The organism is Paenibacillus sp. J22R98 (assembly GCF_059383835.1).
The window spans coordinates 319,269-343,012 of the sequence record NZ_JBXENW010000006.1; the positions used below are offsets into that span (position 1 = coordinate 319,269).

At 46.4% G+C, this 23,744-nt stretch carries 13 protein-coding genes; 7 read left to right on the top strand and 6 right to left on the bottom strand.

Features of this window, described 5'->3' with window-relative positions; translation table 11 throughout:
• Positions 1–184 precede the first annotated feature (184 nt).
• The 4 genes from AC50Y3_RS19000 to AC50Y3_RS19015 all read right to left on the bottom strand — a co-directional run bounded on the left by AC50Y3_RS19000 (position 185) and on the right by AC50Y3_RS19015 (position 13,114).
• A complete protein-coding gene (locus tag AC50Y3_RS19000; protein ID WP_494820294.1) occupies positions 185–1,600 on the bottom strand; it encodes a response regulator transcription factor in 1,416 nt (471 codons plus the stop codon).
• Positions 1,593–3,386, bottom strand: coding sequence for a sensor histidine kinase (locus tag AC50Y3_RS19005; RefSeq protein ID WP_494820295.1), 1,794 nt, complete (start codon positions 3,384–3,386; stop codon positions 1,593–1,595). The genes AC50Y3_RS19000 and AC50Y3_RS19005 overlap by 8 nt, the downstream gene beginning before the upstream one ends.
• Positions 3,387–3,623: 237 nt before the next feature.
• The gene (locus AC50Y3_RS19010; protein WP_494820296.1) at positions 3,624–12,605 is read right to left on the bottom strand and encodes a S8 family serine peptidase; all 8,982 of its coding nucleotides are present in this window, start codon (positions 12,603–12,605) and stop codon (positions 3,624–3,626) included.
• A 242-nt stretch (positions 12,606–12,847) separates the two neighbouring features.
• Complete coding sequence (locus AC50Y3_RS19015) at positions 12,848–13,114, bottom strand: hypothetical protein (RefSeq protein WP_494820297.1); 267 nt, start codon at positions 13,112–13,114, stop codon at positions 12,848–12,850.
• A gap of 489 nt (positions 13,115–13,603) precedes the next feature.
• Between AC50Y3_RS19015 and AC50Y3_RS19020 the strand changes: the two genes are divergently transcribed.
• The 6 genes from AC50Y3_RS19020 (at position 13,604) to AC50Y3_RS19045 (ending at position 18,744) form a co-directional block, all read left to right on the top strand.
• Positions 13,604–14,230, top strand: coding sequence for a TetR/AcrR family transcriptional regulator (locus tag AC50Y3_RS19020; RefSeq protein WP_494820298.1), 627 nt, complete (start codon positions 13,604–13,606; stop codon positions 14,228–14,230).
• A gap of 115 nt (positions 14,231–14,345) precedes the next feature.
• Entirely contained in the window at positions 14,346–14,492 is a 147-nt protein-coding gene (locus AC50Y3_RS19025; RefSeq protein ID WP_494820299.1) for a hypothetical protein, read from the top strand.
• Between the two features lie 104 nt (positions 14,493–14,596).
• Positions 14,597–14,767 (top strand): hypothetical protein, encoded by a 171-nt coding sequence (locus tag AC50Y3_RS19030; protein ID WP_494820300.1) that lies wholly within the window; start codon positions 14,597–14,599, stop codon positions 14,765–14,767.
• Between the two features lie 224 nt (positions 14,768–14,991).
• Positions 14,992–15,618 carry a TetR/AcrR family transcriptional regulator gene (locus AC50Y3_RS19035; RefSeq protein WP_494820301.1) on the top strand — a complete coding sequence of 209 codons (627 nt, stop codon included), beginning with the start codon at positions 14,992–14,994 and terminating at the stop codon, positions 15,616–15,618.
• Between the two features lie 115 nt (positions 15,619–15,733).
• The gene (locus tag AC50Y3_RS19040) at positions 15,734–17,350 is read left to right on the top strand and encodes a beta-N-acetylhexosaminidase (RefSeq protein WP_494820302.1); all 1,617 of its coding nucleotides are present in this window, start codon (positions 15,734–15,736) and stop codon (positions 17,348–17,350) included.
• Positions 17,351–17,379: 29 nt separating this feature from the next.
• The gene (locus AC50Y3_RS19045; protein WP_494820303.1) at positions 17,380–18,744 is read left to right on the top strand and encodes an MFS transporter; all 1,365 of its coding nucleotides are present in this window, start codon (positions 17,380–17,382) and stop codon (positions 18,742–18,744) included.
• Positions 18,745–18,946: 202 nt separating this feature from the next.
• Here the strand turns inward: AC50Y3_RS19045 and AC50Y3_RS19050 are convergent, their stop codons facing one another.
• The gene (locus AC50Y3_RS19050) at positions 18,947–19,087 is read right to left on the bottom strand and encodes a hypothetical protein (protein WP_494820304.1); all 141 of its coding nucleotides are present in this window, start codon (positions 19,085–19,087) and stop codon (positions 18,947–18,949) included.
• A 234-nt stretch (positions 19,088–19,321) separates the two neighbouring features.
• Entirely contained in the window at positions 19,322–22,660 is a 3,339-nt protein-coding gene (locus tag AC50Y3_RS19055; protein WP_494820305.1) for a DUF5107 domain-containing protein, read from the bottom strand.
• A gap of 204 nt (positions 22,661–22,864) precedes the next feature.
• On the opposite strand from AC50Y3_RS19055, the gene AC50Y3_RS19060 reads away from it, so the two are divergent.
• The gene (locus AC50Y3_RS19060) at positions 22,865–23,740 is read left to right on the top strand and encodes an AraC family transcriptional regulator (RefSeq protein ID WP_494820306.1); all 876 of its coding nucleotides are present in this window, start codon (positions 22,865–22,867) and stop codon (positions 23,738–23,740) included.
• Positions 23,741–23,744 lie beyond the last annotated feature (4 nt).

Sequence of the window (23,744 nt, forward strand, 5' to 3'; positions counted from 1 at the left end):
CGATTTCTGCAAGCGTTATCATATATGTATTATCCGTGATGATGGCCTGTTCGAGTATGCACGTGTTCTATCTCTTTCCTATGCAAAAAACACATACCTAAAAAAATAGAAAACTCCCATTAGAAAGTTTTCTAGAGATACTCCATATTGACCTAAAGAAAATCCATAAGACTTTATGTCATCCTTAAGAATCTCTGCTTCGATATTGCGATGGTGTCTGGCCCATAGCTTTTTTGAAGGTTCGCGTGAAATAGAAATAGTCATGATAGCCCGCTTGTTCCGCGATCTCGTTTATCGGGCTATCGCCGTTATCAAGCAGCTCACAGGAATACGCAATTCGCAGCCTGGTTAGATGGGCCGTAAACGTCTCTCCGGCTTCCTTGCGAAACAGTTGGCTGATGTAACTTGGGTTCATATGGAATTGATCGGACAGATCTTGCAGCGAGATATCCGAACGGAAATGATGCCCTACATAATCTAAGATGGCGTTTATCGTGTGGTTCTTAGTTTCTATAGACGCGGCGTTACCGTTATTCAGATGCTCCAAGGTCTGCTTGTTAAGCTTGTCGAGCATGTCAAATACATGCCTGAAATGTTGTGTTAACTGATCGAAACTGTATAACATGCTCTCGGTCTTCCCCAAATGGAAGAGAAACGAAACGGTCATATTGTAGACTTGAAAAGCATGTTCGATCGACAGTGTTCCTTCATGAAACAACATGCCGAGTTTCTCGAAAGCTCGATTGACCGCATGAATGTTCTTCTCACTAATCGCTTCGTTCATTTCCAGCATGTTCGCATTCAAGCTGGTCTGATTGAAGAGTTGAGGCGTGTAAATGCTGCTGCCTGTCGTAAAATACTGATAAGCCAATATGTCTGCTTGCTCGATGGCCATCCGGACTTCCGCAAGATCAGTAACTACATCACTAATACCGATTCCCAATATCCCCTGCGGCATATCGTTCATCCATTTTCTCTTCATCTCTTCCGCCTGTAGATTCCTCATGAGGTATGCGGTTTTGGATTTGCCTAGCTTTAATTTCAGGAATCCCTCTCGCATCCCAGTCAACTCGCACGAGCCGATGGAGACTACCGCCACGATTTCCTCCGCCTTCCAATCGTGAATTCCTATATTCTGTAATGCTTCCTGCCACTTAGAAGGAAAACCCGGCTCTTGATCTTCCAACAGCCCGATAAATTGCAAATCGCCGCCAGCTTTCGTCTCTTTCACAAGCATTTTCTTTATTTTAAGCAGAACGGCTATAATTTCCGTTTCATCATAAGGCTTTAAACAATAGGCGACTGCACCATGACTCATCGCTTTTTGCGCATATGCAAACTCGGCGTAACCGCTTATAACCACGTAATGAATCGGGAGTGAGAGAGCCTTTCCTTTCTGAATCAGTTCCAAGCCGCTCATTTCCGGCATGCGAATATCCGTGAACACAACATCCGGTTGTTTATCCCGAATCATTTCAAGCGCTTCGAATCCGTTATAAGCCAGGCCTACCACCTCGAACCCATACTCACCCCAGTCCACAAGATCATTTAGACTCTCTACAACCCAGCTTTCATCATCAACAAGCAACACTTTATACATGCTGTTCCCCCTGAGCATCAAGTGTTAATCGAATTTTGGTTCCGATGCCGACCGTACTTTCGATGGTCATGCCGCAGTCATTTCCGTACATCAATTTAATCCGATTATTGACGTTAACCAAACCGATGCTTCTTTGATCGTCTTGTTCGACGCCTGACAGCAAATTTCTGATTTCGTCAAGACGAGCAGCATCGATGCCTACGCCATTGTCTTCCACGATAATCATCAGCTGTCCCCGCTCATTTACGAATCCCTTCACAAGCAGCCTGCCCGGTTTCAGGGTAGGTTCAAATCCGTGAAATACGGCATTCTCGATCATGGGCTGCAGAATCATCTTCGGAACCATATAGGCCAAAGCTTCATCGGTATACTCGTAATCTACCGTGAATCGATCGACGAAACGGACTTGCTGAATTTGGATATACGAATTAATCATTTTTACTTCATCCCGAAGAGGCACCGTATTGGCCCCCTTGATGCTGTACCGGAAGATGCTGGATAAAGCCCGGGTCATTATCTTGATCTTGCTCTGCCCTTCAACCACGGCGATTCCGGTAATGGCTTCGAGCGTATTGTACAGAAAATGAGGATTGATTTGGCTGCGCAGGAACGCAAGCTCGGACTTCTGTTTCTCCAGCTCGATCCCATGCAATCTTGTATTCGTTACTAGCAAACGCTGCGTCAATTGATCGATCTCATCAAGCATGCTGTTTAATTCGGTCGCCATAACGCTGATTTCCATGTAACCATGCAAGGATATGTTTCGTTTTAGCGTTGTTAGATCACCGCGTTTAACCATAGTCATAAACGAAATCAACTTTTTTATTGGGAATAAGATGTTGTTGATGATAACGGTAAACGGTATCGCGAGAATGAGGAGACAAATCCCTAAAATAATGAGTTCCAGCCTGCGTATGTGCAGCAATTCGCTGAGCAGTTTATTTTTAGGTGTCATCGTCAAAATACTGCCCTGGATATCAGGCAGCTCTACCGACTGTACGACGTACTTCTTGTCTCTCCATGAGATCATTTCATTATTGGCGTGAAGCATGTCTGGGGATAGATCAGGCAGCGGTTGTCCTGCTATTGCTTGTCGATTGCTTGTAATGACATTTCGGTACCGGTCCAGCAAATAAATTTCCGTGGCGGACGGCTCGGTCGACTCGTACTTCTCTTCTCCGACAAGCGCTTTCGGGTCGATGATAAAATATAGCGTTCCGATACTCCTATTAAATTGCTCGTCCGACTTCATATAATAGACATTGGTAGCGAATATCATGCAGCTATTCGTACAATAACTGATGTTTAGGCTCATGGTTGTATCATAATTAACCATGCCGATATAATAAGCATTCACTTTCGGCGGCACAGTCAGCTTCAAACTCGATATGATTCGAATCCCACTATTAATATCCAGCCATGATCCGTTATTGCCCGAAACCACGATATCCATGATACCGTCTTTTAACTCTTTTTGGTTGGATAACCAACGATTCAGCTTCTGATAGAGTTGGAATCGGGTTAATTCATTTTTTTCGACGAAGAAGTTCTGGACATCCTCGTTATAAGAGATGCTTTGCATCATTCTGAAAATAACGTCTTTATTGGCGGTTACGTTTTTGTTGATTTCCGTTACGGTTTGCTTGACGTACTCTTCATGATTTCTTGTAATCATCCCGGACATCATGGAGTAGGTGAAGAAGATAATGAACAAGATGACGGCTACAGTCGAACCCGCCAATATCATCAGTTGCGATCGAATGGACAACCTTCTCAAATAAGCCATCAGCGCTCAATCCAATCTATTGATATCAAATACCGTGAAAGCGTTATCAAAAAATGATTATAGCGAAAATAAATGGAATTGTATAATACGGAAAACGTTATATCATATAGACCCCAGACTATGATCCCCCAATAATTCACAATAAATAAAAAGGTACGGTCTCCTCATTCTTCATGAGTATGACCGTACTTTTTTATTTTTCAGTGACCGCTTGAACGGTACACTTTCTATTACTTATTAATTGTGAGAAGCCGCTTCAATATCATGGAATGCCCAATGAGAAGCCGCGACGTCAGACCAAGTCGGCTGAGCAACCGGTACCGTGACCGTGCGGCCAAGATAACGGTTTATCATGACGACAGCTTCAGCGCGGGTCAAGGATTGATCCGGTTTGAACGTTCCGTCTTGGTAACCCTTAATGATAGTTGCCGCTGAAGCTTGCTGAATAGCTGCCTCTGCCCAGTGACCGGAGATATCCGTAAACTGGCTTGCTGCAGCTGGCTCAGCATTCTCCAACAAACGTGCGATAATTGCAGCCAATTCCGCGCGGGTAATCTCTTGATTGCCGCGGAATGTGCCATCTTCGTAACCCTTCATGAGTCCCATTTGAGTTACGACCGCAATTACATCATGCGCCCAGTAGTCTGACGCTACATCCGTGAATGTAATCGCTGCGCCTGTTGCTGGCTTATTCGCAATCGTTGCTAGAATCTTAGCCGCTTCGGCTCGCGTAATCTTTCCTTCAGGCTTAAAGGTGCCGTCCGGATATCCATTTACATAAGCCTTCGCTGTGACACTGAAGTACTTGTCAACACCTTTGGCTTTCACGACGGAGAACGTACTGAACTTGTGCGTTGTGAATTGAATGCCTAGCTGTCCGTTATCCAATTTCACAACCTTGCCTTGAACAAGCTCCTTCGTGCCGTCGCTGTGCTCGATGTAGATCGCAAGATCCTTCGCTTGATCGGTCGTTAGATTGCCCAGTGGCAATGTAAGCGTGACAGGCTTGTTCTGAAGTTGCGTGTCGATTTCGATCGGCTGACCGATGATCGAAATCTCGCCGCCGGCGATTTCTTTCATGATCGGCAGGTTCTTCGCATTGTCGGTTACTTCGTGCTTCTTCTCATCGGTCGCAGGGTGAACCGTAAAGGTTACATCCCCGGAAGCATTGGTTAATGATTCACTTGGAATGTTGACTTCCACGCCCATGACCGAGATCATAAGATCTTTCTTCGCATGAGCCAGTTCTTGTACCGCATCCTTAGGAAGCGATACTTTAATGTTCGTTACGCCGGCCGTATCAGGAATGATAATCTTCACTGTTCCCGTTGCTGCCTCTGCTATTGCTTTAACCGCTTGCTCGGGAGTAAGTTCCGCTTCGATTCCCTTCGTTCCATCCGGCAATGTGATTTCTTTGATATCCGCTTCCGCAGACCCTTGTGGAGGCGTGATTGGCGTTCCACTGCCAACGACTACAATCGGATTCCACTTTGCATACAATCTTGTAGTTGCCGTTATTTTATCGGTTGTAAAGTTCCAAGCTTGCGTGCCGCCTGCATCTTTATACCAACCGCCAAAGATGTAGCCCGGGTTTGTCGGAGCAGCCGGAGCCGTAATGAACGTATTATGCTCAGCTACAACGCTCTCAGCTAAGTCGCCGTTTTGCTTATCGAAAGTAACGGTGTACTTAGCGATCGCCCATTTCCCGTAAACCGTCTTCGCCGAATAGATGGAGCTGGTGAAATCCCAAGGAATCGTACGCTCTTCATCCGCAAACCAAGTCAGATCATAGCCGACTACAACCGGCGGCGTAATTCTGCGCGCAACAATTTGATCTTGAATCGCTTCAAATGGAGCATCATCCTGCATAACGAAATGAATTTGGAAACCATTGATCACTTTTTGAATAACTGTAACATCCGCATACTCAGCTGCACTGATCGTGATACTGTAATCGGCCGCTTTCGTAAATAGGCTCTTATCCAATGTAATCGTACCTGCAGCAGCATCTACCTTATATTTCGCTGTAGGAATAACAGATCCCGCAACCTTAATGCCTGTAATCGCTCTTGCCCATGCAGAGTCGTTGAATTCAAGCGTCATTGCATTGCCAAGCACGTTATCAGTCGTGTCGGTCGTTACAAGGGATGCTGCCAGCGCATATTTGGCGTAAAGCGTTTTTGCTCCTGTAACAATGTTAGTAAAATCAAACGGCGTCGTTAATTGCTCGTTCGAATACCAGCCCGTGAACTTAAAGCCGGCTTTACCCGGATCAGCAGGTCTCGATACACGCGATTCAACAACTTGTGATGCGACAGCATCTCCGCCGTTTGAGACGAATGTAATCAAGTGACCCACAATTTGATCGGAAACAACGGCATCCACGTAACCTTCCGATGCAATCGTTACATTAATCTTCTGTCCAGCCGTAAACAAAGATTTATCAAGCGTAATCGCATTCGCGGAAATCGTATAATCCGTATCCTTGTTCAATGTTTTGGAGCCAATGCTAACGGACTTAATATTCGATTTCCATCTGCCATCATCCGTAAAGGATAACGTAATTTCACTGCCAACGATATTGTTAGTAGTATCCTTCACTACCGTTGGAGGCGTCTTAATCCAGCACATGTAGTAATTCGCATTGTCTGTCAAGTAGACACCAACACCGTTAGAAATCGGTGACGTATTTCCGGCGGTGCCTGCAGCATCCAGATAGAGCGTTGGACTAACGGAAAGTTTGCCATTGGTAACATGTTTCATCGCATTCGACATATCCGGCGCGAATGCTTTTCCGTTTACAACCGCGTCGACGAAATAGCTGTCGTTTATGCTATTTAACGCTCCGCCATTCAAATCAATGTGGCGTCTGTAGCCGAGTTTTACATCCGGAATTTCGATTGCCTGATTCGTTGAATCAGCCGGTGTAATGGTTACCTTGTATCCTCGATACGGGCTGCCAAAGGATAAGCTTGGCGCTGCGCTGAATGCAAATTTCTCGCTCGGATGCGCGGTTGCATAGGCCTCTGTAGCCGTCTTAAAGGATAGCGTTCCATTGCCGCTCTCGAGCAAGAATTCGTACGTGCTTGGATCGAGCGTATAAGTGGTAGGCGTCGTCTCAGTTGTGCCATCGCTCTTAATCTTATAGTAAGAAGCTTCGATCTTCGCGATGTTCACTTTGTTCGACAACCATGAAACGTTCGTTGTAACGTCCGGAATGCTGATTTTCAGGGGTCCTTCTCCGAGCACCCAGCCCATTCCGTTTACACTCGAATTTGTACCGTCGAACTTATAGCCATTCGGCTTCGCTTGATCAACAGGCGAATAGTTCTGCGAAACATTCATTTGCCATTTCGCATAAACCGTCTTATCGCCAGTCAACCAATCGTTTGGATCCCACTGTTTCGTACCTTCTGGATCATTATACCAACCAATTAAGGTATATCCAGCTCTAGTTGCACTCGGATTTTTAAATCCGCCAACGTACGCACCGTTAAAGAGGTAGTCTGCTCCGTTTCTTGTTTTGGACGGATTGAAGCCAACCGCGATCGGGGCAACCGGAGCTCCACCTTGCGTATCGAAGTTAACGCTGTATCCAACCGCTTGTCCCGTCCCGCCATTCGCATCTAATCCAGCGGTTACGAGCGGGTAAATCGTTTGGTCAGTTCCGTTCGTGTACGTTGAGCTAATCTCGAATTTGTACAGCTGTGGCAAATCATTCGTTCCGCCGGGCTCAATAGGCGATGTAGGGCTAACTGCAGCCGCATTCGTCTTGAATAGTCCGGCCTTAAATGTAATTTGTCCCGGCGTACTGATGTCGTAATACTTATTGCCGCTGCCATCCGTCTTATCCGTGATATCGACTCCAGCTGCGAAGTTCGCTGTCTTCACGACAATTTTATTAATGCCGCTGCGCCATTTCGGATCATCGGTAAAGGTTAACGTCAGATCTTTGCCTAGATGCGCTTTGGACGGATCCGTCACCAATGGAATGACAGGCGTCGCAATTGGCGTTGCGGCAATTGAGAAGCTCGTATCCACATCTTTATATCCATTAGCTATGATCTTAACCTTATACGTACCCGCTGTAGCAAACAACGATCCTGACAGCGTAATTTTGGACGGTACGAAAATTCGGCCTTTTTGTGGATCGAAGTACGTATATCCTTCTGAAATATTTAATTTCTCGGAAGGCACAACTTTAAACACGTTGCTTCCAAGTTGAAGCTGAACCTTCGTAATTGCATTTCTCCAAACAACGTCATCCATGAAGACGGAGCTGCTTGGAATTAAAGTGATAGTAGAGCCGTTCTTCAACTCATCCAACGTCGGCAGCGTCGTTACAGATGTCTGCTGTCTTGGACCTGCAAAATTAAGCTTTTGAATGATTTTCGTAATATCGTCGCCGGCCGCTAACGTAAGTGGCGGGAAATAGGCCGGATACTGATCCGTATAGGACGACTTTATGATCACTTCATTCGTTAATGTGAGCTGCGGAGTAGGAATAGTCTTACCTGCCGCTTTCGCGCTCTCATTGACTTTGCCAAAGTTTTTGAAAATATAGTAGAAGTCATTGTAATCAATAGCCCAACCGCTAATGGACAGCGGGTTGACCCAATAAATATCCTTGCTTCTGTTCTGGGCCAGGAAAGTCTGTCTGACCAGTTTGGAATCTCCCATATCGGTCTTGGCCTTATATTCAACATAAGCCTTGATCTCTTCAATAACATCCTTCATGTCGATTACATCATCGCCATTGACATCTCCACCTAATAATGACGGTGTCTGATAGGAGGGGTGATCGTAAGAGTAGCCCGATTGATAGCCATAGCGATTGTAGCCGATAACAGGCGTTGTTACATAACCCTTGAAATGTCCCGGCATGCTGATTTCAACGTTGTACGGTGCTGTGCTGACACCCATCGAGACAGCGTACGTACCGGAAGTATTGCCTGCATATTCAATCGTGTTCCCTGCTGATGTAGGCTGATCTGTTGTATATTTCGTACCATGCTCATCCGTAACCGTAACCGAAGCCCCAGATGCCACCGTGACATTCTTAAAGCTACCGCTTAGCGAGTTTTCTAGGAACGACTCCGCGAATAGACCGCCAGTCATCATAGAAGTCGGCTGTTTCACATAGACCAGATTTGTCGGGAATGCAGGAAGCGTCTTGTCGCTGCCGCCAAATGTTAACTTGGACTCTGTAACCACATAGTTTTCCCATCCAACATATGGAAGTGGATTCGTATAGTTCACATCGGCTTCCAAAATGTTCATATCCGCTTCAATAGCGCCGTTCGCGCTAATCCCGGATATTGTAATATCTGTGGAAATGCCAGCTTTGTGTGAATCAGAATATGGCTCTCCTTCGTGCAGAACCGCAGTCGTGTCAATTCCTTTGCTCTGAAGATAAGCCTTATACTCCGGTGCCAGCCTGATATTGCTGAACGTATAGAGATTACTATTATTAATAGTAAACGATCCGCCCGCCATGCCAATACCATTCTTGGTCGCGATTGTCGCTTTGAACGTTTTGCCCGGTTCTACGACAACCTTGCCTTGGCTTTCCAGTTCAGCGTCTACACCGTTTGATGATGTAACCGTTACATATGGAGAACCTTTCTTGATGAAATAATACTGCTTTTTCGTAGTTAACAGATCACCGGCATTTGCATAGTCGACCGGATAGATAAAGAATTCACTGCCTTGTTCTCTAATATCCTCAGGCGTTAGGCCGAAATGGAAGCGGCCTTGCGCATCTGTACGGAACAATGTCGTCGGGAATATACCGTCTTGATAGCCCCAGACAACGTTCAGTGCCTGATCGATAGGCGCAGGCGCATTGGGATCATCAAGACTCGGAACCGAGGTTTCACCGTTATTCTTCATCACTTCGATATTCGAATCGTAAATCGTGCCATAGAAAGACTTAATCTCTTGTCCAGGCTGATAGCCTGTAGAGTCGATCTCATAAATCCCTGGCTCCGAATCTTCATCCATCGTAATCGTTGGCGCTTGATAATCGACATAGAGCGTGTCTTCAGCTGTATAGTGACCACCGGCAGCGTCCGTTGCGATTATCTCTACGGAATAAGCGCCTTCCTTCATTACAGCTGCCGTCGTTGCAATGCCGGAGCGATCAAGCGTGCCATCAAATTCCTTTGTAAATGGCAAATAAAGTCCGCCTGTCAGCAGTAAGAGTGGGCCGTAAATGACACCGGGACCTGCAGCGTCGACAGCCTGTACATCTTGAGCCAATCCCAAATAATTGCCATCTTTATCTTTTAATACAATATAGATGTTCTCCATTGCGCTATTAATAGAGAAGTTGTACAGCGAGGTTCCTGGCCCCATATTATTAGGGTTATAGTTTCCTGTATAGCGCTCTGACAGTGTCATCGCTTTGACAGTCAAATTAAAATCGATTCCTTTTACGGAAACGGTAATTGTAAACGGAATACGATACGATTCCGTCTCGTCATCGGCATTCACAACCCGGATATAACCCTCATAAGTGCCGTCTAATGCATTGGCCGGAACTGTAATTTGAGCCGTTGTTTTCACCGAGCTGCCGGCGCCTACCTGAACGGACGAAGTTTCCGAACCGTCAGCAGAGAATGCAATGGTTACATCATTGCCTGTGCCCGGTCCAACTTGATTCGATTTCGCGAACTTCGTCGAAATGAACGATGTGCTCAGATGAAACGTTTTGCTGCCTGTTCCCCTATTGACAACATTGAAGTCCTTCGACTGAATGACGTCATCAGAGCCAACAGCTGCTCCTTCTCCCCGTCCTTTAAATCCGAAGAACAGACTTCCGTTCAGATGATCAAGTACTTTCTGCGTCGTTTGATCTCCCGCAGTACCGAAAGTTGCAGACTTATCCAAAACTTGAACTTGAACGTCAGCATGAACAGCACGCACAGGATCAACGCGTCCAGCGCCGACTTGGTATACGCTGTACGTAAGCGAGCTTGTATTGACGTCTTTCGCTGTGTTCATTAACGCGGTCTTGACGTCTGCCGGCGTATAATCCGGATGAGCCGCCAGAACGAGCGCTGCAATACCCGCAACGTGCGGCGATGCCATTGAAGTACCCGACATCGGCTGGTAAGCATATGAATAATCTTTGTTTTCTACGCCAGCTTGCGATGTCCAAACATCATAAGGGGCGGTAGACATAATATCTACACCAGGCGCTATCACGTCTGGCTTAATCTCCCAGTTCTTAACCGGGCCTGTTGAACTAAAGGAGGCCAATTCATCCCCATTCTTGATATATGGCGCATCAAGCTTAGCTGGGAACGTAATCGTTGCTGTATCCGGCTTTGCTTGGACGGCTGCCGAAAGCACTTCTCCCTGTGCTTGGGTCAAAGAAATGGCATACACATGATTCATCTTGGACCCCAAGAATGTATTTACATAACCTTGGGTATCCAGATCGGCGGCGTTATTCCAAAGAACCATCCCTGCAGCGCCTGCTTCTACGGCATTCGCCATTTTTGTCGACATATATTCGCCGCCGCGTTTAACGAGAGCTAGTTTGCCGGTCATATCTCGACCCTCGTAGTCGGCCATAGTACCTGCGCCGACATCTACGATCGGCAAGGTTTGACCTGCCAATTCATCGTCTGCCTGTGTGTAGGATTTACCAAACAATCGAGCTTGGTAAGACCCTGATCCGCTTTGGACGGTCATGACGGGTATCTCTCCCGGTATCGTGCTTGCACCAACTGTAATCGCAAGCGGAGACGTGCCAGGGGAACCTACGGTTGCTACGCCCGGACCTGAGTTTCCTGCGGAAATTGCGCAAGTAACCCCCATCAACGTAGCATTGTTAATGGCAATGCTTGTTGGGTAATAAGGATCATTAATCGATGCGCCAAGCGATAGATTGATGACATCCATATCATCTTTCACCGCTTGATCGATCCCGTTCAACACGGAATCCGATGTACCGTGACCGCCAGGTCCTAATACACGATAGCCGTAAATAGCAGCATCCGGCGCTACGCCATTAGCGGACAGCTGTGCATTATTCGCCGTTGTATGAGCAGCAATTGTACCCGATACATGCGTGCCATGTTCCGTAATATATTGCTTGTAATCCGCTGGGACTGCTCCTTCAAGCGGATTCGGATGCTCCTTGTCATGAAGCCAATCTTCGTATGTCGTTTCCATCGGATTCAGATCATCAATGTAAAAGATGTTTCCGTCCGCATCGACCGTATTATTGACGAAGTCATGTCCTCCTGCGTAAACATCTTTGAGATCCGGGTGATTGTAATCAATCCCAGTATCCAATACGCCGACCTTTACTCTCTCACCTTTACGGTCACCGGATTTAATGATCCCTGTATGACCTTCTGCTTGAAGCAGATCGACTCCCATCAAATGGAGGCCTGTCGTAGGATGGCCTGCGGATGAATCCGTTAATTCGGTCATGTTGATCGCAGTATCATCAACAGCTGCACCTTCAGTTGCACCCTCAGCTGCACCATCTGTTGCACCGTCAGTTGCTCCTTCAATTGCACTGTCGGTTGCACCTTCTGAACTTTCTTCGGAACCGTCTGTCACCGGCTCAGATTCATCCGACGCCTCATATTCAACAACAGACCACACGGAAGCAACTAGTGGACTATCAGCAACCTGGGTTAATAGATTTGCAGGAAGAGACAGCGCAACGCCATTAAACGCTTCCGAGTACTCTCTCGAGATTCTCATATTCGAGTTGACAGCTTTACCGCCAACGATTTGCGGTTTTACTTGCTTATTTATAAAGTTTTTAAATTCTGCATGAGAAGCTTCGACCTTTTGCTGCGCCGACGCGTAATCATCCTCGAACGCTTGGCCCGTTACAGCAGCGCCGCCATTAGCCAAAGATTGCTTGATGATTTGGACTTTGGCCGGATCTATTTTGAATTGAACGATCACATTGAGATTCTTGTTACTGCGCAAATCCTTCGGATCAACATGGAGTTTCTGGGAAGTGTCTGCTCCAGTCAGTTTATTGATGCTTCCCTTCTGCTCAGGAGTAAGACCGTCAAGAATACGGTTTACTTCCTCTGCACTGAATGTCCCGTTTGTTTCACTTTGCCGGCTCTGCTCTGCAGCATGCGCATGCATTAAGTTTTGAGGCAACGCACCGCTTAGAAGTATCGAGCCTAGCGCCAAGAGAGTTGCAGTTCTCTTCGCTTGTTTCATCCTCTTGCCCATGTAAATCCTCCTCTGATGTATACTTGCTGACTTGCGTGAACCTCTAAACCCCCTCATGACAAGCTATATCAAAAAGGACATTTCCTCTGGGAGGAATCCTGAATGAACGTAAATGGATATAAAAAAAGGCCAGCAGGAAATCGGCCCCCATTACGAGTAAATGGAGAACTGATTTGTATCCTGCTGACCCTTCTGCTCATCGCTTTAGTTGTCAGTAGCGGCGTATGGCAACCCCGAAATCGTTAGAGCGACTCTCCGTCTGACGACACGGTTGCTGCTAGCGAAGGAAGATTCAATTCCTTTCGCACGATCATTTCTTCGATGTTTTTGTTAAGTGTAAGAATCATATACGTATACTCGAGCTCATGCCTGACTTCATAACCGGTAACTTCAAGAGAGCCGTCCAAGCCTCTGAGCATCTCAGTGACTAAGGGGAAAATGTGCTTCTTGTTAAACTCCAGGTACTGTTTCGTCAATTCGTGCTTGTCCAGAAACTCAAATACGCACATTTCAAACCAAGTCTTCCTTGAGTCGAATACGACATAGAATGAGTTATTGACAATTCTTACCGTAGTCCTTGAAGAACCTTTCCCCCTATACGACTTAAACAATCTAGCAAACTCTCGTTCCAGGTAAGTTTCGAATTCTTTCAAGTGAACCACGTAACCCCTTTCAATCGTTTGACTCGCCTATTATGACTCATAAAATGCAAATTATCAATATAAATTGCACGATATGTGCAATTTAAGGCATGAAATAAACCATCCTTCAAAGGATGGATTCCTGTTTAAATTATTCCTAATTATAGTGGGGAAGAGCCACTGTGTATAATACCTAATCGTTTATATAAGATAACTTATGAGCTATTAATCAGATACCCTATCTCCCAACTTGAATCTAATTATATGGTTGAAGAGAAATCATGTATAATATATAAATACTCCTATGAGATAGTTAAGAACATATAGTCCAAGCTAAGTAAACGAGGGAAACTCGAGATGAAACATGATGAAAGCAAAACGAAACAGCTTCAGCGAACTAAAATATTAAACGAGTCTTATCGGCTATTCATTGATAAAGGCATTCAAAACGTGACCATGCAGGACATCGCCGAAGCATCGTCCATTCAGCGGCGCACGCTGTATTATTACTACAATAACAAAGAAGCGGTAGCTATAGAGCTGATCAACAACATACTCGGCGAATTCCAGAAGATATCGCCTAACATTCCTGATTATATGAATTCCGGTTATGCTCGAATCGAATATCTCTTCCACTACATTTTGGATTATTTGCTGAGAAGTGAAGATGTCGTCTTGTTTATGATGCAATTTGATTATTATTTCCATAAAGGTTATGGAGAAAATGAAACAGGCATTATATCCATTTACGGCGATATGGTTGAACAATTCCTCTCCGAGTTTCAACTTGGTATCGATGACGGCAGCATTCGAAAACAATACAGTCACAATTTAAGTGAAGTGTTCTTCATTACCTTCTCCTCCATCTTCTCGTTAGCTCAACGAATATTGTTCCGCGAGGATATCATCAAACAGGAGTCCGGATACGACAGAAGCAGCATCAAATTGCTGGTCGATCTCTTGCTTGGCGGACTGAAGGCATGAATCCATCCTTTGAGGGATGGGTTTATTTCATCCAATAAATTACTCACTATGTGTAATTTATATTGCTTATTTGCAAATCGTGAGATATTATGAGCGTATCAAAGGAGGATTGATTATGCTTACGATACCAAAGATTAACGGCAATTCGGTTATTCATGATGTGCATTATCAGTTGCAACATGGATTCAAAGTGGAAATCGGCGAATTTCAATTGTCGACCGGTCTGTTACTTTTGCCCAATTTGGTTCTAATATATGTGTGAAGGCATTCCTGACAAGCGAAATGTAATAAACTACTAGCCACTACAGACTCGCAACTAACATGATTAAGTGGTATACGACAGTTTGAATTAAGGAGGGATTAGCCATGAAAACGGAAAAAGTTAAGGAAATGAACCAAACAATCATAGCACTAGAGGTTCGCCAAGAGTGTGCATTATCGTTTATTCAAGATGCACAGAAAGAATTGCTTACCATCGGGCAACTGCTGATTACCTTGCGTAATGACTACGAAGCAATTAAAAGGAAGTCTGAATAAATTGCAATTTCTACCGAGAAGATACATCGGCGATGTTAGTCTAGAAGTTTCAAATTCTGAACATCCCAACAAACAGTACAAAAGTCTGAACCATTTATAGGTTGGTTAAATTTGATATTAACTTTCCCTTAGAAATTTGTTTATTCACATCGAAATGTCACTTGTTTTTGTCATATAATGAACATGCGTCGACATCGTGAAGGAAAATGAGAGGGAATTTCGACATGAAACAGGATGAAAGCAAAACGAAACAGCTTCAGCGAACTAAAATATTAAACGAGTCTTATCGGCTATTCATCGATAAAGGTATTCAAAACGTGACCATGCAGGACATCGCCGATGCTTCCTCCATTCAACGGCGCACGATTTATTATTACTACAACAACAAAGAAGCGGTAGCCATCGAGCTGATCAACAGCGTACTCGGCGAATTCCACAAGATATCGCCTAACATTCCGGATTATATGAATACCGGTTATGCGCGCATCGAATTTCTCTTCCACTTTTATCTGGATTATTTGCTGAAGAACGAAGATGTCGTCTTGTTTACGGTGCAATTCGATTACTACTTCCAAAAAGGGTATGGCGATGATGAAAAAGGGATTATATCCATTTATGGCGCCATGGCTCAACAATTCCTTTCCGAGTTCCAACTCGGAATCGATGACGGCAGTATTCGGAATCAGTACGGCCCGAATTTAAATGAAGTGTTCTTCATTTGTTTATCATCCATCTTCTCGTTGGCTCAACGAATATTATTCCGCGAGGACATCATTAAACAAGAGTCCGGGTACGACAGAAGCAGCATCAAATTGCTGGTCGATCTCTTGCTTGGCGGACTGAAGGCATGAATCCATCCTTTGAGGGATGGGTTTATTTCATCCAATAAATTACTCACTATGTGTAATTTGTATTGCTTATTTGCAAATTGTGAGATATTATGAGCGTATCAAAGGAGGATTGATTATGCTTACGATACCAAGGATTAACGGCAATTCGGTTATTCATGATGTGCATTATCAGTTGCAATATGGATTCAAAGTGGAAATCGGCGAATTTCAATTGTCGACCGTTGAAGTTTTCTTGCAGCGTGTCAAAGAAGCTTTTCATTTAGATGGGTATGTAAGCGGTTCCGAGAAAGTCGATATCACTCTGATTAAGGATCCTTGTCCAACTAACGAGGCTTATTCTGTGAGCGTAAGCGCTAATGGCATCTGTTTATCAGCTGGCGACGATCAAGGAATGGCCTGGGCGCTGAGCACCCTGTTTCAAATGCTCTCGGAAGCTCAAGATATAAATAACGGCAAGAAACTTCAAGGCACTGCTTTCACGGACTGGCCGAAGTATTCGCATCGCGGCTTGTTGGTTGACGTAGGCCGTCATTTCTTCCATGTCGATCAAATGAAGAAGATTATCGAAGAGATGTCCCTGTATAAACTTAATGTGCTGCATTGGCATCTTACGGAAGACCAAGGCTGGCGGATTGAGAGCAAGGTTTTTCCAAAGTTGAACGAGATCGGATCCCGTGGCGAATACTATACGCACGATCAAATCCGCGAGATCGTAGCTTTTGCAGCCAGCAGAGGGGTTGAGATCATCCCCGAAATCGACATGCCGGGGCATGCATCCGCCGCGATCGCAGCATATCCGGAACTCAGCTGCCTAGATGAACAAATTCAGGTAGCCGAGAAGATGGGCGTTTACAAGGTGATCATGTGTGCAGGCAAAGATAGCACGTATGAATGGATTTATAAAGCGTTGGATGAAATCGTAGAACTCTTCCCTTCCTGCAGAATCCATTTGGGCGGAGACGAAGCTCCTAAAGTGAAGTGGCAAGAATGCCCGCACTGCAATGCCCTGATGAACCAGCTTCATCTCGAAGAGATCGAAGACCTGCAGGGAGCATTCACGAACAAAGTGGCTGATTATTTAAGAGCAAAGGGAAAGCAAGTCACTTGCTGGAACGAGAGCTTACAGGCGAAGTCTCTCTCGCAAGACATCACCGCGCAGTATTGGATCGAAATGGCCCAAGAAAGCTATGTATATCCACAATACGTGAAAGGCCGTCCGATGGTCTTCTCCGAACTATTCCATATGTATTTTGACTACCCATATAGTATTGTCTCACTCCGGAAAACATATGAATACACGCCGAAAATTATGGGAAATCACAACCTGACCGGCGACAACGTACTCGGCATTGAAGGGGCGATTTGGACAGAACGCGTTCCGACAAGCGAGATTCTCGAAGCGATGATCTCCCCTCGCATTCAAGCGCTTGCCGAAGCCGCATGGACGGTTGAGCGGATCTATGATGATTTCCTCCTTCGCTTAAAAGCCCATATGCATGAACTCGGACTGGTAAAGCTGATGTCGACGCCTTTCGAACAAGCGACAATTAGCGGGGAAGAAGCAAAAGCTCAAGCAATTGGCTTCATGCAAGCTTTCATGGGAGCTATGGCTGGCAATGATATCGAGATGGGCCTTTCACCGGAAGAACTGCAAGGCTTCGCGACGGCATTCTTGATCAATATTGTTGGCGAGGAAGCGGCAATGGATATTGCAAAATCACTCACTAACTAGAACCAGATAAACAAACGGGGATGGTCATCATGGAAAAAACTCAAAAAAAGTATGCGGCAACGCGCTTCGAAAGAACCAGCTACGACGTTTTCTTTATCGGACAGAATATCCTGTTCATGATCCTCACTTCTTTTTTGGGCATTTTCTATACCGGCACTTTGGGCATTCCGGCTACCGTCGTGGCGGCCATTTTCTTGTCGGCGCGCATTTGGGATGCGTTCGTCGATCCTCTCCTTGCCACTGTGATCGAGAAATCCAAATTGAAGGGCGGAAAATTCAAGCCGTGGCTGAAAGTGGCCGCCTATACGGTACCGATTCTATCCGTGCTGTGCTTTGGTTTCGAGAATACCCTTATCGAACAAAGCTTAGCGGTCCGCATTGCATATGCAGCCATTACCTACTTCGTATGGGGGACGGTCTATGCGGCTTCCGACGCTCCCGCTTATGCGCTGTCGACGGTTATGACTCCTTATCCGGAGGAGCGTAATTTGCTATTATCTTTCAATAAAATCACAGGTTTGCTTGGCATCCTGCTCGCGATGATCGGTTTCCCTCTCCTCCTGTCAGCGACGAACGATAACTATTTTATAACCGTGCTCAGTTTCTCCGTGATCGCTTTCCTTACGATGTTCATGATCCGGTTTACCAAAGAAAGAGTGAAGCATGAAGGAACGAAACATCCTGCGATCCGCGAGCTCTTCAAAGCGGTCACTAGCAATAAGTATTTAATCGCCATCGTGCTCATCAGCATCATTGCGAACGGCACGAATTTTGCTGGGACGCTTACGCCTTTTGTTGCAAGCGACATCTACAACGATTCCAGCTCCGCCGCCAGTATGCTGGCCATTGGGATTCTGCCGATGTTGCTTATCGCGCCGATGGCCCCGATGCTAATTCGCAAATTCGGCAAGATCAAGCTGGTCATTGTTTCTTTCGCTGCCAACATCGTATTTTCATTGCTCATTTATCTATTTGCGAAGGATAGCCTTACCTTGTATCTGGCGCTCTCTTTCCTAAGAGGATTGATATCCTCCCCCTACATCGTGATCTATTCGCTGTTCTTTACGGACTGTATTGAATACGATGCGTATACAAACGGCAGACGTTTCGAGGCGATTACGTTCGCAGCCCAAACCTTTATGTCCAAAATCTCTTCAGCCATTTCGGGCGGGGTCGGCATGTGGATCATCGGGATGGCAGGCTATACCGCAGCGGTTGCCGGTCAAACCGTCACGCAATCGTCCGCTGCACTTGATGCGCTATGGGCGACGATGAATTTGGGGCCAGTTATTGGTTCTGCGATTGGCATTGTTTTGATGCTAAAATACTACGATTTGACCGAAGACAAAGTAAAGATGATGGTTGAAGCCAATCTTCAGAAGACAGTCGGCTAAAAGGAATAAAGGGCAAGCTTCTATAGAAGCTTGCCCTTTTTCTGAAAAATATTTGTAAAAAAGTCATAACTATTGGTTCCCGAAAATTATCCCTCGTTTTCATTGTCTTTAGGGATTGTAATATAGTGGGCAGGAACCAGTAATCCGACAAACAAGATTGCAAGCATGCCGAAGAAGAACAGATAAATTGCAAAAGTATCCATTATTCTACACCTCCATTCAATGTTTGCCCCGTTGGATATGTTTCGTCAATTGATTCCATGTTCAATGCAGTTTTTACAAGAATGCCTAAAACTGCAACCGCTGCTATATTGAATCCCATGATCATGAACATAACTTCCATTGTCACCACTCCTAGTTGTTGTGTTTGTATTCCTTTTGTATCCCAGCCGTATTAGTTGCTTGCTTCAAGTTATGAGTTGATTATAAATAGCAAGCGAAAACCTGTATTGTAAAACGGCATTTCGATTGTAAAAAAGTCAGGAATACAGCGGAGGGAAAATGCCCCAATCCCGATGTGGAAATTCAATTAAAAAAGTCCTGCATATCAAAAATTTCTTGATACGCAGGACTGACTTTATTGTAATTTGAGGGCATGATAATGAGCACCGATATGATTCACGTCAAGTCGAAGAACTGCAGCAAGCTCTTCGGCTGCTTCCTTGCCGCTTCCGAGTCCCAACAAGCCCAGCCCTCTCATATAGCGGCAGTGAATTTCGTTCCTTACATTCAAATCGTCCTCGAAGACGAGAAAGTCCGGCAGCGAAATCGCGAAATAATCGATTTTCACATCGTCGAAAACATGCTTCTCAGCATAGTCGATCAGCTTGTAGAACCGTCTTTTGGCTTCCTTGCCGTTTCCGAGCTTTAGCCAAGCCAAGCCTTGATAATAGATCATATCCGGCGGTTGATCGTTGTAAAACATCGCGCTGGCCGGTTCCTCGAGTCCAACCGATGCGGCACGGAATGCCGTTTGGGCCTCTTCTGCTTGGCCTAACGCCGCATAGGCACAGCCGAGATAATAGTAAATATTGTTTTCTTGCGCTCCCGTGAGTTTACCTTCCCCGAGATTTTCCGGATAGACGAACGCCTTCTTCAGCCAATCGATCGCTTCGTCATAGTTCTCTTCGGACAAGCATGCTTTTGCCAATTCTACATGAGAGAGCACATATTGGCCAGTTGCTTTTCCTTCCCCGCCTTCCCACGGATGGAACTGTCGCGCTGCGAGAAGTTCGACTGCACTCTGGTGGCGGCCAAGGCGATTATGGAGTGTGACATACTCCAAGTAGAGATCGTCTCTTCGTTCCACGAGATGTACGTGTGCAGACAAACGAGCTAGTCGGTCTTCTGGAGAGATGCCGATTTTCTTATACAGCTGATCCAGCTCGTAGAAGACCCTTGCATCATCTTGATTGCAAGCGAAAGCTCGTTCCAATGCTTGGTTGGCCCTATCCTTGTCGCCGAGCTTGTTGTAGTAAGCAAGCGCTAAATTCCGGCTCACGGTCGGGAAGGAAGAGTCAATCGACAGAGACGTCTCCCAATGAGCAATCGCTTTGTCCGCAACTTTCTTGTCGTAGTACAAGTTGCCCAAGTAATAGTGCGCTTTGGCATCTCTTTGCCCATGGATCGTTGCGAATGTCAGAACCGTTAAGTCAAACAGCGTGTTCGGGAAACAATAGTCCGGGGATGCCGCTCCTCCGGCTTGCAAATGCTTGATCGACAGCTCTTGTTGACCCTCTCTGCTATACAAATAGCCTAACGTGTAATGAATCATAGGATACGTGTTATCCGAACTGCTGTCTGCTATCATGTTCAATACTTCAATAGCCTCGGCGTATAGCCCGGCGTCGGCATAGTCGGAAGCTAATGACAAGTGGTTATGTGCGTCCGCTCGCAACAAGAAAAGGAATTCCTCATACACCGATTCCGCTTTCTCGATATCCCCTGCCGCTTCCAAAGCTAGTCTCAATTCGTTGTACGCACCGAAGTCAGCGATGTCCAGTCGGAGCGTTTCGCTGCCGAACGTAATCGCTTCCTCCGGCCGGCCGAGCCTGCGAAGCAGCGCTGCTTTCACATTTCTTGCTTTGTAATTACGTGAGTTGCGGACAAGCGAACGTTCGACCAGTTCCAATGCTTCGGACAGCCGTCCTTGTTCGGTCGCGATTTGAGCTAAGGAGAAGTAGCCGCTGTCTTGCCATGCTGCCGACCATACCGATTTGTAAAAGGCCGCAAACGCTTCTTGTTGTCTGCCTTGAAGCTTTAACGAAACGCCCAACTGATAGTAAGCTTCGCCGTCGTAAGGATTCGGATTGCGCCAAGTCAAACTCTTGATCGCAACGCGGAAGTGACGCTCGCTTTCTTCCAATAACCCTTTGCGGAGAAGCAGCGTTCCGTATGCGACGTTGATTCGGATATCACTGGAATCCCGCTTCAGTCCTTCGAGGTAATAGGCTTCCGGCTCGAACGTCGCATGCCGGTATTGCTCCAGGTGAAGCCCGGCCAAATACAGCTGCTCGTTAGTCTTCAGTTCCTGCGGCTCCGGCAAAGGCTTCGCCGCCTCGGGCATTTCTTCGATTTGCGGTTTCTTAGGTGTATAGTTCACGAGCGTCGAACCGGATCCATCCTTTACCGACAACGTGAGTTCGTGCGCCTTAATGCCTGAATCCAGACGAACTTCGGCTTGAAAACCCTGCAGCGGAGTAAGGGTCAAGCTTTCGCAGTAATACGATCGGCCATTGCCCGACAGTTCCAGCGTTGCGCCTTCCACTCGGGAAGTCGTGTAGACGTAGATGGCAGCCAAGGCAAGATTCTCGTCGACTTCCAGGTTAACCGCGGCTTCGGTTGTCGCATTTTTCACGACTCCGATATCTTTGTACGGCATGAAGTATTGTTTAAAGGACTTCTCTTCGTAAGGCTGCAGCCACGTAAAATCGGGTTGGTTGTCCGTGTAAACGCCGGTCATCAGCTCGATGTACGGTCCGTCTTCGTCGGTTAAATTGCGATCCCACGCTTGCCCGAATTCCCCATTGCCCCACGTCCATTGTTTTTTGCCCGGTGAAATATGATGATTCGCGACGTGCAGCAAGCCCGCTTTCAGCGCGTGATCGTAGCCTCCAACGAAGTTGTAGTCGGATTTGTACGCCATGTAAGAGGTTGGGACAGGAATGTTCTTGTAACGGGAGATATCGACGCCCTCGGAATAGTCCATTTTGTAATACGTGCCGGTGGCGATTGGAAATTTGGACACGTCGCGTTTGCCATGGTCATATACGGCGTTCACGTCCGGCGGAAACACCGATTGCGTATGATCGTTGACCGCAACCGCGGGGTTTGCCCACCATAGGAACGTTTGCGGCTCCGGCGTACGGTTGTAGAGCTGTGCGGCTATTTCCAGATAAGCTTTGTCCGGATACAGCGTGAAACCCGCCGTCACTTTCGTCCCGTACATGCGGTCGATCTCGCTCACCCAAACGGTGGCGCTGCCGTCTTCATTCTCCTCCAGACGGTATTCTACCGGGCCGTACGTGTTTGGACGATGATGCTGCGGCCAGTTAAACTCGATACCTCCCGAAATCCAAGGCCCCGCCAGCCCGACGAGCGCCGGCTTGATCACCTGATTATAGTAAACGAAATCGTAATTGTTCGTGCGGTCGACCGCGCGATAGATTCGGCCGCCGAGCTCAGGCATGATTTCGATGCGCAAATAATCGTTTTCTAAGATGACGATGCGATAGGGATGAGGGGTTTTCTCGTCCTCTATTTTATCGATAACGGGATGGGGGTACACTTTGCCGGAACTGCCCTGATATACGCGCTTTTCCAGAAACATTGGATTTTTGTCGGGTTTCCCTACATCGTACGTAGGAATGTCGACGATCTCTTCCCAGACGCGGGAACGTCCTATATATTGCGTCAATTGCAGTCACTCCCTATTAAATGATTAAACCTTATCCCTACTTTAACGAACAGCGTCTGGAAGAACAATTGAACATCAACGGATAATGATGGACTATATTCGGATTTATCGATCTTGCATATCGCCTCAACCCCAGATACAATAGCAGTAATAATGCACCCCCGAGGAACGAAGGGATTTGATCCTATCAACGCTACGAAAAAAATGGAAGGATTTCGAGAACAGCGTCTTTTCGTCCTTCCGGAGTATATGCAGCGCGAGCTTGCCGGAACCGAACTGACCCGGCAATTGTTCGTAAGCGATATCGGTTTTTTTCCGCATGCCAAGCACCACTACAGGGAGCGGACGGAAGGCGCGGACGCCCATATCTTCATCTATTGCATCGACGGTCATGGCCAAGTGGTCATAAGCGGCGGAGAGCCTCTCGACATCGGACCCGGCAGTCTTGTCGTGATTCCGGCTGGCATGCCTCACCGCTATTGGGCTTCCGAACAGGAACCTTGGAGTATTTATTGGTTCCATTTGAAGGGAGATCATGCTTGGGAATTGACCCATTTGTATGGGCTCGACGAGCACAAGGCTATCCCGCTTCCTCGCTCGATTGTTTCTGAATTCGTCTCTAGCATCGAACAATCGCTTGCGATCATTTCGGACAGACCGTATTCGATCCACTCTCACGTTTACGTCTCGCAGACCATGCGATGGGTATTGAGCGGCGCTGGCCAAGAACTCATGCATGCAAGCCAGGATCATAAGCGGGACCAGTATCTGGAGAAAGCGATGCGGTATATGAACGAACACGTGGGGACTACCGTTCGGCTCCCCGAGCTTGCCAGATCCACCGGCATTTCGACGCAGCATTTGATTCACCTGTTCAATAAGGAAACCGGGTTTTCCCCTATCGATTATTTCCTTCGCATGAAGATGCAGCATGCCGCGAGCATGCTCGATTTAACGGACTTAACCGTGCGGGAGATCGCCGTCTCCGTCGGTCTTGCCGATCCCTATTATTTCTCCCGCCTATTCAAGAAGCTTATGGGCTACTCGCCTACCGAATATCGTAAAATCCCTAAAGGCTAACCTA

What these genes read in the sequence shown, in the direction of transcription:
- AC50Y3_RS19020 (WP_494820298.1), top strand. Translation starts at nt 13,604, where the DNA reads ATGAAACATGATGAAAGCAAAACGAAACAGCTTCAGCGAACTAAAATA.
- AC50Y3_RS19040 (WP_494820302.1), top strand. Translation starts at nt 15,734, where the DNA reads ATGCTTACGATACCAAGGATTAACGGCAATTCGGTTATTCATGATGTG.
- AC50Y3_RS19060 (WP_494820306.1), top strand. Translation starts at nt 22,865, where the DNA reads ATGGAAGGATTTCGAGAACAGCGTCTTTTCGTCCTTCCGGAGTATATG.
- AC50Y3_RS19015 (WP_494820297.1), bottom strand. Translation starts at nt 13,114, where the DNA reads ATGTGCGTATTTGAGTTTCTGGACAAGCACGAATTGACGAAACAGTAC.
- AC50Y3_RS19010 (WP_494820296.1), bottom strand. Translation starts at nt 12,605, where the DNA reads ATGGGCAAGAGGATGAAACAAGCGAAGAGAACTGCAACTCTCTTGGCG.
- AC50Y3_RS19035 (WP_494820301.1), top strand. Translation starts at nt 14,992, where the DNA reads ATGAAACAGGATGAAAGCAAAACGAAACAGCTTCAGCGAACTAAAATA.
- AC50Y3_RS19000 (WP_494820294.1), bottom strand. Translation starts at nt 1,600, where the DNA reads ATGTATAAAGTGTTGCTTGTTGATGATGAAAGCTGGGTTGTAGAGAGT.
- AC50Y3_RS19050 (WP_494820304.1), bottom strand. Translation starts at nt 19,087, where the DNA reads ATGGAAGTTATGTTCATGATCATGGGATTCAATATAGCAGCGGTTGCA.
- AC50Y3_RS19005 (WP_494820295.1), bottom strand. Translation starts at nt 3,386, where the DNA reads ATGGCTTATTTGAGAAGGTTGTCCATTCGATCGCAACTGATGATATTG.
- AC50Y3_RS19045 (WP_494820303.1), top strand. Translation starts at nt 17,380, where the DNA reads ATGGAAAAAACTCAAAAAAAGTATGCGGCAACGCGCTTCGAAAGAACC.
- AC50Y3_RS19025 (WP_494820299.1), top strand. Translation starts at nt 14,346, where the DNA reads ATGCTTACGATACCAAAGATTAACGGCAATTCGGTTATTCATGATGTG.
- AC50Y3_RS19030 (WP_494820300.1), top strand. Translation starts at nt 14,597, where the DNA reads ATGAAAACGGAAAAAGTTAAGGAAATGAACCAAACAATCATAGCACTA.